This is a genomic window from Asanoa ferruginea (assembly GCF_003387075.1).
Classification (GTDB): Bacteria; Actinomycetota; Actinomycetes; order Mycobacteriales; family Micromonosporaceae; genus Asanoa; species Asanoa ferruginea.
Map to the genome: position 1 here is coordinate 1,155,914 of NZ_QUMQ01000001.1, position 13,833 is coordinate 1,169,746.

A 13,833-nucleotide genomic window follows, 5' to 3' on the forward strand; every position below is an offset into this window, starting at 1 on the left:
CCGCCACGCCCTCATCCCCTTGACGTCAGGTCCACCTGGAAGGTCGGGTCCAGGCCCAGGCGGCGGTAGGCGGCCAGGCCGGACGATGTCCGGGTGACGCGGGAGTCCTTGCCCGACTGGTCCGACGGGGTGTCGAAGTAGACCATCGCCTTCAGGCGCGGGAACATCGAGATCTGCTTGGCCACCGAGTCGAAGAAGTCGGCCATGTGGCCCGGGTCGCGAGACGAATACCAGACGCCCCACTCGCCCAGCATGAACGGCTTGTCCGGGTGTTTCGCCGCCGCGTAGTTGTAGAAGCCCTGCCACGCCGGGGCGCTGCTGGATTTGCGGTTCATCAGCTCAGCGAAGTCGCCGTAACCGTATTGGCCCGGGTCGCTGTGTGCGTAGACGTCCCAGCCCAGCCAGTCGACCACGTCGTCGCCGGGGTAGAGCTGCTCCCACCACGACTGGGTGAGCCACGGGATGTAGGCCATGTGCACCATCACCGAGACCAGGTTGGACACGCCCTCGGCGCGGAGGCGGTTGATCACGTAGCGGTACATGTTGCGGAAGTCCGTGGCCGTGTAGCCGGAGCCGCTCGCCGGCTTCACGTCGTTTTCCGGCTCGTGGTGCACGGTGAAGAAGAACGGCTCGGTGAACGTGTCCCGGATGTGCTCGGCCAGCCGGTCCAGGTAGTTGTCGGTGGCCTCGTCACCGCGGGCGATCTGGGCCCAGCTCGCGCCCGTCGGTTTCCAGTTGAGGAACAGCAGGCGGGGCTTCGCCGGGTCGCGGGCGATGCTCATCTCCTGCGCGGTCGGGAAGATCTCCGTGCCGCGGTGATAGGCGTGGTAGATCGCCTGGGTTCGGCCCGTGTCCGACTCGAACTGCGCCAGCGCCTGGTCGCGTGACTGGTCGGTGTGCGCGCCAGGAGCAACACCCCAGAGCACCCCACACGTGGGTACGAGCTTCGCGCCCAGCGTGCAGCGCCCGTCACCGGGCGGCTGGGTCGGGCTGGTGGTCGGCGTCGGCGACGTCGGCCCGGTGGTCGGGGTCGGCCCCGAAGTCGGTCCCGCCGTCGGCGTCGAAGTCGGTCCCGCCGTCGGCGTCGAAGTCGGTCCCGCCGTCGGCGTCGAAGTCGGTCCCGCCGTCGGCGTCGAAGTCGGTCCCGCCGTCGGCGTCGAAGTCGGTCCCGCCGTCGGCGTCGAAGTCGGTCCCGCCGTCGGAGTCGACGTCGGGTTGGCCGTCGGAGTAGCGGATGGAGTCGGGCTCGCGGTCGGCGTCGGGTCGTCGGTCGGCGTGGTCGTCGGCGTCGGGAGGTCCGGCAGATCGGGAAGATCCGGCAGGTCCGGGAGGTCCGGCAGGCCCGGCCCACCCGGAAGATCGGGCAGGTCAGGCAGATCCGGAACACTCGGCAACCCCGGCAGGCCCGGAACACCCGGTAGCCCAGGCAGACCCGGCAGGTCCGGCCCACCCGGAAGATCCGGCAGGTCAGGGAGGTTCGGCAGGTTCGGGAGGTTCGGGCGACCCGGAAGATCAGGCAGGTTGGGCAGCTTCGGCGGCCGGGGCCGGCTCGGCCGGTCGTTGCCGATCTGCGGCAGCCCGGGCACGTTCCCGACGTAGGGCCGCACCGCGTCCTGCCACGACACCTTCAGCGTCGGCTCGATCTTGCCCTGCGCCGGCCGTACCCCGTCAGCGTCGAAGAAGTCGGCCAGGCCGCCGCCGGGCGCGGTCACCGCGAACGCGTACGTCCCGCGCCCCTTGATCGCTTTTGAGACGTCGAACCGGACCGACTTGTCGGACCGCCCGGGGCGCGCCGAAGCGATCACCGAGCCCAGCCGCGGCGCCGTCCGCCGGTCGAGTTTGTCTTCCCGCCACGAGGTGCCGGGCACCTTGCTGAGCTCGAGCAGCGGTGGCAGCGCGCCGGCCCGGCGGGTCAAGGTCACCGACGCACTGGTCGGCGTGCGGGCCGCCCGCCTGCTGTTCACGTCGAACTTCAAATAGGTGATCGCCGCACCGCCGTCGAGGCCGCCGGCGACGAGTTCGATCCGGTTGCCCGAGAAGCCGTCGCCGGTCGTGGTGGCGTAGCCATCCGCGCTGACCGCCAGTTGGAGGTCGGGATTGGACCCGAGGGCGCCACCGACGACACCCAGCAGGACGGCGAAGCCGGTGAGACCGGCTGCTACCGCGGTGCGGACTCCGAGTGGTCTGGCCATCAGGTTTCCCTCCATCGTGACGCCTGTCTACCGGCGTGGCTGATGGTGCTCATGACCGACTTTATCCAAAATCGGGTAGTTAGGAGCATTAGCCGTTTTTCTGGGTAACGGTCTCGTCAGTCGTATGTACCATTTCGTCCCCCCACGGGCGAGTTACGCGAGACCCGGCCCGCCCGTTGAACCCCCCGTGGAAACCACCGGCCCTACCGCGCCCGATCTTTCCGACTACCTCGGCCTGCTCCGCCGGCAGTGGTGGCTGGTGGTGCTGGGGTGCGTGCTCGGCGTCGGCGGCGGATTCGGCGCCAACCAGGTGATGGCGAAGACCTACGAGTCGGTCACCTCGGTGCTCGTGCAACCGGCCGGCCAGGACACGAACGTGGCGGGCGGCCGGACCAAGGGCGACATCAACCTCGACACCGAGGCGCAACTCGTCGGCTCGACCCAGATCGCGGTCGGCGCCGCCGACCTGCTCCGCTCCGGCGACGCACCCGACATCCTGGCCAAGGGCGTCTCGGTCACCGTGCCGCCGAACACCGCGGTGCTGGAGATCGCCTACAAGGCCGCCGACCCCGCCCGGGCCCAGGCCGGCTCGCACGCGTTCGCCGAGGCCTACCTGCGCAACCGCGAGGCCAGCGCGCAGGCCGGGATCGACGCCCAGATCTCCGCGCTGACCAACAAGGTGAAACAGCTCAACGCGAACCTGGCCAACATCAACACCAAGCTGGCCGCGCTGACCCAGGACGCCGCCTCGCGGCCCAGCCTGGAGAGCCAGCGCAGCACCAACCAGAGCCAGCTCAACTCGATCAGCGGCAAGCTCAACGACCTGACCACCGAGACGGTCAGCGCCGGCAAGATCATTAGCGACGCGCAACTGCCGAGCGAGCCGAGCAAGCCGAATCGCAAGCTCAACCTGGCCACCGGCGCGATGCTCGGGCTGCTGCTCGGCCTGTCTGTCGCGGTGGTCCGGGAGCGCCTCGACCGCCGAGTGCGCGGCGCCGCCGACGTCGAGCGGGTCGCCCGGGTGCCGGTGCTCGCGGAGCTCACCGAAGCCACCGGGCCACAGCTTGACGAGATCTTCCAGCCGTACGCGACAGGCGGCCGGACCTTCAACCGCCTGCGCAACGAGGTGCTGGCCAGCCTGCGCGCCGAGGACCGGGTGGTGGTCGTCGCCGGTGCGAGCCGGGGCGTCGCGTCCACCCTGGTCGCCGCCAACCTGGCCGCGGCCATGGCGCGCAGCGGCAGCGAGGTGGTGCTGGTCGGCGCCCACCTGCCGGACAGCCTGGTCGACGCCGCGCCGCTGGCCCGACTGTTCGGCGTCGGCGCCACTCCCGGCCTCGGTGACGTGCTGACCGGCAAGGTCGGGCTGCGCGCCGCGGTGCAGCGGGCGCCCCGGGTGCCCTCGCTGCGGGTGATCACCACCGGCGGCACGGCCAGCGCCGGCGGGCTGCTCCAGTCGCAGGCGCTGCGTCAGGTGCTGGCCCAGCTCCGCCGCCGCGACTGGTATGTCGTGATCGAGGCGCCGTCGACCGCCAGCAGCGCCGACGCGCAGAGCCTGGCCCGGATGGCCGACGCCGCGATCCTCACCGTCGAGTTGCGCCGCACCCGCCGCCCGGAGGTGGTCGACGCGGTCGCCCAGCTCACCCGGGTCGGCACCCCGCTGCTCGGCACGGTGGTGATCCCGCGGCTGGCACCGAGCGCCGAGAGCCAGTCCGACAACGACACCGAGTTCAGCCACGACGAGGACACCCCGGACTTCGACGACCTGCGCGACCTCGACGCCTCCGGCGACGTGTTGCGCGAGGTGCCGCGGTCCCGGCCGCCGGCGACCGCCGACGAGAACTCCGGCGACCTGACCGTTGCCGGCGTCACCCTGCCGGGCGGGCTGCGCAACAGGCAGCCGAGCAACCGCCGCCCCGCCCGCGCCAAGTCGGAAACCGACCCCGACACCGCGGTGCTGCGCCGGCTCGACTCCGAGACGCTGCGCGACATGGATCGCGCCGCCAACAATGGTCAGCACACCGCTTCGTGAACGCGGCCGCCACGCGAAGTCGTGGCGACCGTCGCGCCCTGACATCTGGCTGCCGGCCTGGCCGCTCGCCGGGCTGCTGGTGCTGTATCCGGTGTGGTGGGCGCTCGGCCTGGGGGTGCTGATCTTCCCGCTGGCCGCGGTGCCGATGGCCTGGTTCCTCGTCAAGGCCCAATACGCGGGGCGCAGCGTACGCCTGCCACCGGGTTTCGCGTTTTGGCTTGTCTTCCTGGTGGTGCTGGTCGTCGGGGTGGCCGTGCTCGGCGCCGACCCCGTCGGCACGGTGCCCGAGCGTGGCCTGGCCCGGATCCCGGGGGTGCTGTTCCGGCTCGGCGAGTATGCCGCGCTGACCGTGCTGCTGCTCTACGCCGGCAACCTGACCGAGCGGGAGCTGCCCAAGGCCCGGCTGGTCCGGCAGCTCGGCTGGCTCTTCGCGATCACCGTGGCCGGCGGGCTGCTCGGCGTGTTCGCGGGCACGTTCGAGTTCACCTCGCCGATCGAGTTGCTGCTGCCCGAGCACGTCCGGGACAAGGGCTTCATCCGGAGCCTGGTGCACCCGTACGCGGCCCAGATCCACGACATCCTCGGCGACGACCGGCCCCGCCCGGCAGCGCCCTGGGGCTACACCAACACCTGGGGCAACAACTTCCTGCTGCTGATGGTCTGGTTCTGCGCGGCGCTGTTCGGCGCCGCGGCCAGCCGCCGAGCCCGGGTGCTGGCGGTCCTGTGCCTGGCCGTCTCGGTCATCCCCGTGGTCATCTCGCTGAACCGGGGCCTGTGGATCGGCCTCGGCGTCGCGGCGCTCTACGCCGCCGTCCGGCTGGCGTTCGCCGGCCGGGTCTGGGTGATCGGCGTGCTGGTCGCGGCCCTAGCAGCGATCGGCGCGGCGCTGGTCGTGACGCCGCTTGGCGACGTGGTGGCGGCCCGGCTCGACAACGGCAAGTCCAACGGCGTGCGGTCCTACCTGGTCGAGCGGGCGGTGACCGGGTGGGTCGAGTCGCCGCTGATCGGCTTCGGCTCGACCCGGACCACGATCGGCGGCCGCAACTCGATCACCGTCGGCGAGAGCCACGACTGCGAACGGTGCGGCAACTTCACGATCGGCGGCAACGGCCAGTTCTGGCAGTTGATCTTCGCGCACGGCGCCCTGGGCACGCTGGCCTACCTGGGCTTCTTCGGCTACGGGCTGTGGCGGTTCCGGCGCGACCGCAGCGCGATCGGCATCGCCGGCGGCTGCGCGCTGATCGGCTCGTTCGTGTCGATGTTCTGGTACAACACGCTGGTCACGCCGCTGGCGTTCATGTTTCTCGGCTACGCGTTGCTCTGGCGCAACGCGGCCAATGCCGCGGAATCCACCATCACGCGAAGTGGAGTGACACATTGAGTCCCGTTGCCACGGCGCCGGCACACCTGCGGGTGCGGGACGCCCAGCTACGCGCGGCCTACCTGCGCGAGGTGCTCGACCTGCTGTATCCACCCCCCTGTTTCACCGACGGGGCGCCCGGTGACGACACCGACGGCCGGGTCGTCGGGGCACCGGTGGCGGACTATCTGGTGGTGCCCGACCTGCGCCGGCCGCGGCTGCTGGTGCCGGCGCGGTCGCGGCGGATCGCGGCCGCCGCCGTGCGCCGGTATGCCGAGCCGCAGGGCCGGCTCGCCCGGCTCAAGCGCGACGCGGTGGTCACCGCGCTGCGCAGCGGGGCGAGCGGGCTGCTGCTGCGCGACCGGGTCCGGGTGTATGGCCCGGCCGCCGAGACCATCGACGGCTATCTGCGGCGGGTGCTCGGTGCCGAGGTGGCGCTGAGCATCCACATCGGACCGGCGCGGGCCAACCGCAAGCCGGTGCTCCAGCTCATCGCCCGCGACGGCCGCACGGTCGGGTTCGGCAAGCTGGGCACGGGGCCGCTGACCCGCCGGCTGGTGCGGGCCGAGACCTCGGCGCTCAACGCGCTCGCGCACGCCGTTGTCGACGACGTCACCATTCCCCGCGTGCTGCACAGCGGCGAGTGGCGGGGCAACCAGGTGCTGGTGCAGAGCGCGCTGCCGGTCTGGCAACCCCGGGCGCCGCTGGCCGCCGAGCGGCTGGGCGCGGCGATGCGCGCGGTCGCCCTGTGTTGCGGCACCTCGAAGGGCTGGCTGTCGACCAGCCCCTACTGGACCGAGTTGCGGGAGCGGCTGTCGACGGTGACCGACCGGCCGGACGGTGCCGCGCTGGCCAACGCCGCCCGCGACCTGGCCGCGCGGGCCGGCGACACCGACCTGCGTTACGGGGCCTGGCACGGCGACTGGGCGCCGTGGAACATGGCGTCGCTGGCGAACTCGCTGCTGGTCTGGGACTGGGAACGGTTCACCCTCGGCGTCCCGCTCGGCTTCGACGCGCTGCACTACGAGTTGCAGCGCCGGATCCAGACCGACCCCGACGCGGCAGCCGCGGTGGAACGCATGGTCACCCGGGCGCCGCTGCTGCTCGCCCCGTTCGAGGTGCCGCGCGCCGCGGCCGAACTGACGGCCCTGCTCTACCTGATCGACCTGGCCGCCCGGTATCTCGCCGACCGGCAGGCCGAGGCCGGTGCCCGGCTCGGCGTGCTCGGCACCTGGCTGCTGCCCGTACTCGTCCGTCGCGTGGAGGCCTTCCGGTGAAGTCGTCGCATGTTCCCAGCCCGGTCAAACGGGTCGTCCACTTCGGATCGCGCTCCTACGGCCGGATCACCGCGCCGGCCCGGATGCTGCCGTCGTTCCTGATCTGCGGCGGCCAGCGGTGCGGCACCACCTCGCTCTACCGCGCCCTGGCCGCGCACCCGGCCGTGCTCAAGGCCGTGCTGCACAAGGGGGTGCACTATTTCGACACTTCCTACCACCACGGCATGGCCTGGTATCGCGGGCACTTCCCGCTGCAACGCACCGCGGCCAAGGTGGTCGAGCAGTTCGGGGTGCCGGCGCAGACGTTCGAGTCGAGCCCCTACTACATGTATCACCCGCACGCGGTCGCCCGGATCGCCCGCGACCTGCCCGACGTCAAGCTGGTCACGCTGGTCCGCGACCCGGTCGAACGGGCCTACTCGCAGCACGCGCACGAGTTGGCCCGTGGTTTCGAGTCGGAACCGTCGTTCGCCCGCGCACTCGCGCTCGAGCCGGGCCGGCTGCACGGCCAGGAGGAACGGCTCGCCGACGACCCGACCTACTACAGCTTCGGACACCAGCACCACGCCTACCGGGCCCGCGGCGAGTACGCGACCTACCTGTCGGCGATGGCCGGCCGGATCGGCCGGGACCGGATCCTGGTCGTGGAGAGCGAGCGGTTCTTCACCACGCCGGAAGAGGTATACGACGAGGTGCTCGAGTTCCTCGGCCTGCCCGACCTCGGCTACCCGCCCTTCGAACGGCACAACGCCCGGCCGCGCGAGTCCGCGATGGACGAGCAGACCCGGCGCGACCTGACCGCACACTTCGCGGCGCACGACGACCGCCTCACCGAGTGGCTCGGGCGCGACCCGGTCTGGCGCCGATGACCACGAACCTCGCGGACCTTGCCAAGGACGATGCCGCCGCCGCGACGAAGAAGGCGATCGGCAACGTCGCGCGGGGTGGTGCCGCGGGGATCGTCGGCGCGGGCGTGGCCGGGTTGGCCGGGCTCGCGGTCACCTGGCTGGTCGCGCACCGGCTCGGCCCGGAGCACGCGGGCGCGTTCTTCGCCGCCACGGCCGCGTTCGTGCTCACCTCGACGCTGGCGAAGTTGGGCACGCAGACCGGGCTGGTCTACTGGCCGGCCCGGTTGCGCGCGCGCGGCCACGGTTTCCTACTCGGTGCCTGCCTGCGCACCGCGTTCGCGCCGGTGGTCTGCGCGGCTCTCGGTGTCGGCGTGCTGCTGTTCGTCGACGCGCCGGCACTGGCGCGGTTGACCGCCGGCGACGCGTCGCCCGCCGTACGCGCCGAGTTGGTCACCCAGATCCGGCTGCTGGCCGCGTTCGTGCCGCTGGCGGTGCTGTCCGACACGCTGCTCGCGGCGACCCGCGGCTACCGGCTGATCCGGCCGACCGTGCTGCTCGACAAGCTGGTCCGGCCGGGGCTACAGACGGTCGGCGTCGCGGCGGTCGCGGTCAGCGGTTCGGCCGGGCCGAGCCTGTTCGCGCTCGCCTGGGCGCTGCCCTACGTGCCGACGGCCGTTTTCGCCGGCTACGCGCTGCACCGGGCACACACCCAGACCATGGCCGACATCGTGCCGACCCGGGTGAAGCGCTCGCACCGGGCCAGCATGCGGCGGGCGTTCTGGCGGTTCACCGGCCCGCGCTCGGTCGCGTCGGTTGCCCAACTCGCGTTGCAGCGGGTCGACGTGCTGCTGGTGGCCGCGCTTGCCGGGCTCGGCGCCGCCGGGCTCTACGCGGTCGCCGGCCGGTTCGTGGTGTTGGGGCAGTTCGCCAACCAGGGCATCTCGCAGGCCGTGCAGCCGCGGCTGGCCGAGGCGCTCGCCGTCAAGGACCGCACCGCCGCCAACGCGCTCTACCAGACCGCGACCGGCTGGCTGGTGCTGCTGACCTGGCCGCTCTACCTGCTGGTGATGACCTACGCGCCGGCCTACCTGAGCATCTTCGGCTCCGCCTACCGCGACGCCGCGCCGATCGTGCTGGTGCTGGCCGGCGCGATGCTGGTCGCCACCGGCTGCGGGATGGTCGACATCGTGCTGTCGATGGCCGGCCGCACCGCCTGGAACCTCGGCAACGTGCTGGTCGCGCTCGGCCTGACGATCGCCCTCGACCTCACGCTGATCCCGCGCATCGGCGCGCTGGGCGCCGCGATCGGCCTGGCCGCGGCCGTGGTGGCCAACAACGTGCTGCCGCTCGCCCAGGTCGGCCTGGGGCTGCGGCTGCATCCGTTCGGCGCCGGTTGGCTGTCGGCCGCCGGGGTCACGCTGCTCAGCTTCGGCCTCGCGCCGTGGCTGGTCGGCTCCCTGCTGGGGGGCGGCGGTGCCGCCACCGTGACCGCGCTCGGTGTCGCGGTCGCCACGTATCTGGCCGGAGTGCGCCTCCTGCGCGGGCCACTCGCGTTGGACGCGTTGAAGGCGTTACGCCCGCGGCGCCGGTGACCGGCCGCGCCGGGTTACGGTCCGTCCGACGAAAGAGGAGAACGTGGTCGTGCGTATCCCTGCTGCCGTTGTGTCTGTCGCTCTGGTGGCCGTGCTGGCTGCCTGCACCGCGACCACCCCCGAGCCGGCGCCGGCGGCCGATCTCGGCCGCCGGCCGGCCGGCGTCGCGACGAACACCGGACCGTTCCAGAGCGGGCCGGTGAAGGCGCCGGCGGACCGGGTCTGGGTCGGCGCGTGGGTCAAGCCCGACGTGTGGGGGCAGGAGGGGCGGCGGGACGCGGTCAGCGAGGTCGAGAAGAAGCTCGACCGCCGGTTCGACGTGATCAACACCTACCGGACCTTCGACGAGAAATTCTGGACCGACACCGACAAGGAGTACGTGAAGCGCGGCAGCATCGTGATGATCAGCTGGGCCTCCGGCGACACGCGGTCGATGTTGGACGGTGTGCACGACGACCTGATCCGGGAACAGGCGCGCAAGGTGGCCAAGGCGAAGAAGCCGGTGATGATGCGGTTCCGCTGGGAGATGGACCGGCCCAACCTGCGGCCGACGATGTGGTCCCCGGAGGACTACATCGCGGCGTGGAAATACACCCGGAAGATCTTCAAGGAGGAGGGCGCGACCAACGCCTCGTGGGTCTGGTGCCCGACCGAGGAGGGGTTCGACCGGGGCGAGGCGCCCGATTTCTACCCGGGCGACGACCAGGTCGACTGGACCTGCGTCGACGTCTACGCGACCAGCGAGTATGTGCTGCTCGACCAGCTCATGGGTACGTTCCTGAAATGGGCCGCCGAGCGACCGAAGCCCATCATCGTTGGCGAGTTCGGGGTGTCCAAGGCGTGGTCGTCGGAGCAGCGCGCGGCCTGGATCCGCGACGCGGCCGGCGTGATCAAGGCCAACCCGCAGATCCGGGCGGTCGCCTATTTCGACTCGGATCCCGACGACCGGACGACGGCGATGCAATTCAAGATCTCTGACGACAAGCCCGCGTTCGACGCGTTCCGGGATCTCGACGACGAGTTGTCAGGCGTAAAGCGCGGCTAGCTTCTTGGCGGTGTCGGCCAGCCGGTCACGCAGTTCCGGTGGGTCGAGCACCTCGACCTCCGCGCCGAGGCGGAGCAGCTCGCCGCACGCGTGGTCGATCGACTCGATCGGGATGATGGCGGTGACCCAGCCGTCGTCGCCCGGCGTGGCCTTTTCGACCCGCCAGCGCTCGCGGCCTGCGGGCGAGAGCCGGATCGTCGCCTCGCCGGTCACCAGCCGGGCCCGGAACTCGGTCACCTGGCCCTGCCAGTGTTTCGCGAGATCGAAGCTTTCCGGTCTGCGGAACGTCTCGCCCGTCTCGGCCAGCGCCATGATCTGGTTGACCCGGTAGGTGGCCGGGCGCGTGCCGCCGGCGCGGACCGCGATGACATACCACCGGCCGCCCTTGAGCACGAGGCCGTAGGGCTCTACGGTGCGCTCGACCTCGCGTTCCCACCCTCGATAGTGGATGGTGACCCGGCGCTGCTCCCAGACCGCCGCGGCGACGGCGGCCAGGTGTGGCGACTGGTCGCCGTCGGCATACCAGTTGGAGGCGTCGAGGTGGAACCGTTGGGCGGCCGACTGGGCGCGTTCGCGGAGCGCCGCCGGCAGCGACGCTTCGAGCTTGAGCCTGGTCGCCTCGACCAGCGCGGTCAGGCCGAGCTCCGCGGCCGGGCCGGGCAGGCCGTGCAGGGCGAGCGCTTCGGCTTCGGGCCCGGTCAGGCCGGTCAGCCGGGTGCGATAGCCGTCGAGGAGCTGATAGCCGCCGGCGTGGCCCGCCTCGCCGTAGAGCGGGATGCCGGCGGCGTGCAGCGCGTCGACGTCGCGGTAGACGGTGCGGGTGGAGACCTCGAGCTCGGCGGCGAGCTGGCCGGCGGTCAGCCGGCCACGGTTCTGCAGAAGAAGGAGGAGGGAGACGAGTCGACTGGCGCGCACTTCACTGACACTACGTGTCAGTGGTCGGGGTCTACCGTCTCGATCATGAATGACTTCGAATTTCTCGTCGGCGGTACCTGGGATGTCGTCAACCGTCGGCTCCTGGAGCGGCACACCGGCAGCGATAAGTGGGACGAGTTTCCGGGCGTGACGGTGGCGCACTCGTTCTTCGGCGGGAACGGCAGCTTCGACGAGATCACCTTTCCGACGCTGGGCACCGCCGGCGCGACGGTGCGTGCGTTCGACCCGGCCAAGGAGGAGTGGTCGATCTGGTGGATCAGCAGCCGGGACGGGCAGCTCACCCCACCGGTGGTCGGCCGCTGGACCGACGGCGTCGGCCTGTTCTACGGCGACGACGTCGACGGTGACCTGCCGGTCCGCTGCCGCTTCACCTGGACCCGGGAGGGTGCTGACCGGGCCCGGTGGGAGCAGGCGTTCTCGACGGACGGCGAGCAGACCTGGGAGACCAACTGGGTGATGGAGATGACCCGCCGGGCCGGCTAGCGCATGTGTCACGTGGACCGGTGGAAGTCAGCGGTTTCGTAGATGGTCCGCTGGGCGAGCAGGTCGGACTCGCCGCAGTCGTCATCGACGACATGTATCCGCAGCGTGGTGGTCGAGGCGGCGATGTCGAAGACCACATCGCACTGGTGGCTCGCTTCGCGTACCCGTACCGTCGATTCTTCGATCGTGTAGGTCCCCTGGAAGCCCGGCTCGGGCGCAGCGCTGTCCGCGCGGACGAACGAAGCCCATTGGGTGGTGGTGATGCGGAGGATGATCCGGTGTTCCTGTGCTGGTCCGCCCATGGGTGGGCCGAGGAACGCCCGCGCGGCAGCGTCGCTTCCCCCGGCCCGCCGATAGCTGGCCGCCCAATCAGTTGCCGGCAGAGACCGGGTCTCCCAACTGCCGGTCAGTGCGTCCGACGACAGGGTCGCCGGGGTCTGCCGCCCAGCCGGCAGCACGAGGACGCCGACCGAGGCGAGTGCCGCCAGCACCGCGGTCAGCAACGCGGCCCGCTGGAGTCGGCGGCGCCGCCGCCCGCGTGCGGTCGCCCGCGGCAGCAGTTCCGCGACAGGAGGATCGACGGCGTCGGCGGCGCGGGTCAGTGCGGAGCGCAGCCGGCCCTCCAGGCCCGGATCACCGGACATCGTCCACCTCTTCGTCCCCGAGTACCGCTGCAAGTGTGCGACGAGCCCGGTGGAGCAGCACCTTCGCCGCGGAGATCGAGCAGTCGAGCAGGGCCGCGACCTCGGCGGTCGGTCGGTCTTCGTAGTAGTAGAGGACGATCGCAGCGCGCTGCTGCGGCGGCAGTGCGGCGGTGGCGCGGAGCAGGTCGAGATCGATCGGCTCGGGGCCGGCTGCCAACGGTTCGATGACGAGCCGGGACAGGACCTGCCGCCGCCGTTCCCGCTCGGCTGCCCGGACCGCCATGCGGATGGCGATCCGGCGTACCCATGCGTGGGGTGCGTCGTATCGGGAGACTTTGGACCAGTGCAGGTAGAGCTGGACGAAAGCGTCCTGGGTGACGTCTTCGGCCTGCTCACGGTCGTAGAGGATCAAGTAGGCCGTCCGGACGACCGGCCGGAACTGCGCGACGTAGAACGCCGCGTAGTCCGGCTGGCGGTCGGCCGTCACCGACACCCCCTCCCGACGGCTCAGCCGGCCAGGAAGGACGGCGCCGACGGCAACGTATTCGGCCATGCCCGATCACCCCCTGCCTAGATACAGGCCGAGGGCCCATGCCGGGTTACCGCCGAGGCGTAACCTTCTCGGTCGGCGGTGGCTGTCTCCCGGTATGAGGACGACATCGCGGCCCGCGTCAATGGCCGCTTTCTGCACTGCCGCCATCATTCTGCTCGCGGCCTGTGATTCGGGACAGGGCGCTCCGATTCCCACCGCGCAGCCGCCGCCACAAGCGGCGGAATCCGCCTCTCCCGCCGCTGGCTGTGCTCCTCAGGGCGGCACGTGCCGTGGCGACCTCGCTGCCGGGACCTACACCACGACGACCTTCCGCCCAGCGATCACCTACACGGTGCCGGATGGCTGGATCAATGGGCTGGACCTGCCGGGCAACTTCCTGCTGTCCCGGACGGTCGACCCGGACGAGAACTTCTACGGCTCCAACGGCATCAACCTCATGGCCGATGTCGCGCCGGCGGCGCAAGACTGCGCGGAGGCGGCCGAGCCCGCCGTCGGCCGAACCGCCCAAGAGATCACCCGATGGCTTGCCGGGCTGCCTGGGCTGAAGTCCACGACGCCGCGCTCGACTTCGATCGGTGGATGGAGCGGATTCACGGTGGACCTCACGCTCGCCGACACCTGGAAGCGGTCGTGCCCGTTCGCCGACGAGCCGGTGCTCCCCCTGACGATCAGCGGTGACCCGGCGCAGTTCCACCTGACCCGCACGATCGCGGTGAAGGGTTTGTCGCAACGGGCGTACGTCCTGGACCGCCCCGACGGAAAGAACCTGTTGATCCTTGTGCTCGACATCCCCGGCGGCGTGGCGTTCGACGATTACCTGAAAATCGCCGCCCCAGTCGTCGAGTCGCTTCGCTTCGCGCCGTGAAAAGGGAGG

12 protein-coding genes are annotated in these 13,833 nt (G+C 71.2%); 8 read left to right on the forward strand and 4 right to left on the reverse strand.

Annotated features, from left to right (window positions below):
• Positions 1-11: 11 nt before the first annotated feature.
• On the reverse strand, positions 12-2,192 hold the full coding sequence (locus DFJ67_RS43670) for a CBM96 family carbohydrate-binding protein (RefSeq protein WP_244940426.1): 2,181 nt from the start codon (positions 2,190-2,192) through the stop codon (positions 12-14).
• 187 nt (positions 2,193-2,379) lie between these two features.
• Here DFJ67_RS43670 and DFJ67_RS05630 point away from each other — a divergent pair, with 187 nt between their 5' ends.
• The 6 genes from DFJ67_RS05630 (at position 2,380) to DFJ67_RS05655 (ending at position 10,343) form a co-directional block, all read left to right on the forward strand.
• Positions 2,380-4,221, forward strand: a complete 1,842-nt coding sequence (locus tag DFJ67_RS05630; protein ID WP_203784359.1) for a GNVR domain-containing protein — start codon at positions 2,380-2,382, stop codon at positions 4,219-4,221.
• Positions 4,199-5,602, forward strand: coding sequence for an O-antigen ligase family protein (locus DFJ67_RS05635; RefSeq protein WP_116066915.1), 1,404 nt, complete (start codon positions 4,199-4,201; stop codon positions 5,600-5,602). Before DFJ67_RS05630 ends, DFJ67_RS05635 begins: the two co-directional genes overlap by 23 nt.
• Complete coding sequence (locus tag DFJ67_RS05640) at positions 5,599-6,858, forward strand: phosphotransferase (RefSeq protein ID WP_116066916.1); 1,260 nt, start codon at positions 5,599-5,601, stop codon at positions 6,856-6,858. Before DFJ67_RS05635 ends, DFJ67_RS05640 begins: the two co-directional genes overlap by 4 nt.
• Entirely contained in the window at positions 6,855-7,727 is an 873-nt protein-coding gene (locus DFJ67_RS05645) for a sulfotransferase domain-containing protein (protein WP_116066917.1), read from the forward strand. Before DFJ67_RS05640 ends, DFJ67_RS05645 begins: the two co-directional genes overlap by 4 nt.
• Positions 7,724-9,298, forward strand: a complete 1,575-nt coding sequence (locus DFJ67_RS05650) for a lipopolysaccharide biosynthesis protein (protein ID WP_116075686.1) — start codon at positions 7,724-7,726, stop codon at positions 9,296-9,298. Before DFJ67_RS05645 ends, DFJ67_RS05650 begins: the two co-directional genes overlap by 4 nt.
• A gap of 70 nt (positions 9,299-9,368) precedes the next feature.
• Complete coding sequence (locus DFJ67_RS05655; protein WP_239097583.1) at positions 9,369-10,343, forward strand: glycosyl hydrolase; 975 nt, start codon at positions 9,369-9,371, stop codon at positions 10,341-10,343.
• On the opposite strand, the gene DFJ67_RS05660 is transcribed toward DFJ67_RS05655, so the two are convergent.
• Positions 10,323-11,258: a helix-turn-helix transcriptional regulator gene (locus DFJ67_RS05660; RefSeq protein ID WP_116066918.1), complete on the reverse strand. Its 936-nt coding sequence runs from the start codon at positions 11,256-11,258 to the stop codon at positions 10,323-10,325. The two genes, DFJ67_RS05655 and DFJ67_RS05660, sit on opposite strands and share 21 nt — an antisense overlap.
• A gap of 45 nt (positions 11,259-11,303) precedes the next feature.
• Here DFJ67_RS05660 and DFJ67_RS05665 point away from each other — a divergent pair, with 45 nt between their 5' ends.
• On the forward strand, positions 11,304-11,762 hold the full coding sequence (locus DFJ67_RS05665) for a hypothetical protein (protein ID WP_116066919.1): 459 nt from the start codon (positions 11,304-11,306) through the stop codon (positions 11,760-11,762).
• 8 nt (positions 11,763-11,770) lie between these two features.
• On the opposite strand, the gene DFJ67_RS05670 is transcribed toward DFJ67_RS05665, so the two are convergent.
• Complete coding sequence (locus tag DFJ67_RS05670) at positions 11,771-12,406, reverse strand: hypothetical protein (protein ID WP_116066920.1); 636 nt, start codon at positions 12,404-12,406, stop codon at positions 11,771-11,773.
• Positions 12,396-12,959 (reverse strand): RNA polymerase sigma factor, encoded by a 564-nt coding sequence (locus DFJ67_RS05675; protein ID WP_116066921.1) that lies wholly within the window; start codon positions 12,957-12,959, stop codon positions 12,396-12,398. Before DFJ67_RS05675 ends, DFJ67_RS05670 begins: the two co-directional genes overlap by 11 nt.
• A gap of 94 nt (positions 12,960-13,053) precedes the next feature.
• On the opposite strand from DFJ67_RS05675, the gene DFJ67_RS05680 reads away from it, so the two are divergent.
• Entirely contained in the window at positions 13,054-13,824 is a 771-nt protein-coding gene (locus DFJ67_RS05680) for a hypothetical protein (RefSeq protein ID WP_147315425.1), read from the forward strand.
• The last annotated feature ends 9 nt before the right edge of the window (positions 13,825-13,833 follow it).

Coding starts and splice junctions, on each gene's coding strand:
- DFJ67_RS43670 (WP_244940426.1), bottom strand. CDS start 2,192: ATGGCCAGACCACTCGGAGTCCGCACCGCGGTAGCAGCCGGTCTCACC.
- DFJ67_RS05680 (WP_147315425.1), top strand. CDS start 13,054: ATGAGGACGACATCGCGGCCCGCGTCAATGGCCGCTTTCTGCACTGCC.
- DFJ67_RS05665 (WP_116066919.1), top strand. CDS start 11,304: ATGAATGACTTCGAATTTCTCGTCGGCGGTACCTGGGATGTCGTCAAC.
- DFJ67_RS05675 (WP_116066921.1), bottom strand. CDS start 12,959: ATGGCCGAATACGTTGCCGTCGGCGCCGTCCTTCCTGGCCGGCTGAGC.
- DFJ67_RS05670 (WP_116066920.1), bottom strand. CDS start 12,406: ATGTCCGGTGATCCGGGCCTGGAGGGCCGGCTGCGCTCCGCACTGACC.
- DFJ67_RS05650 (WP_116075686.1), top strand. CDS start 7,724: ATGACCACGAACCTCGCGGACCTTGCCAAGGACGATGCCGCCGCCGCG.
- DFJ67_RS05635 (WP_116066915.1), top strand. CDS start 4,199: ATGGTCAGCACACCGCTTCGTGAACGCGGCCGCCACGCGAAGTCGTGG.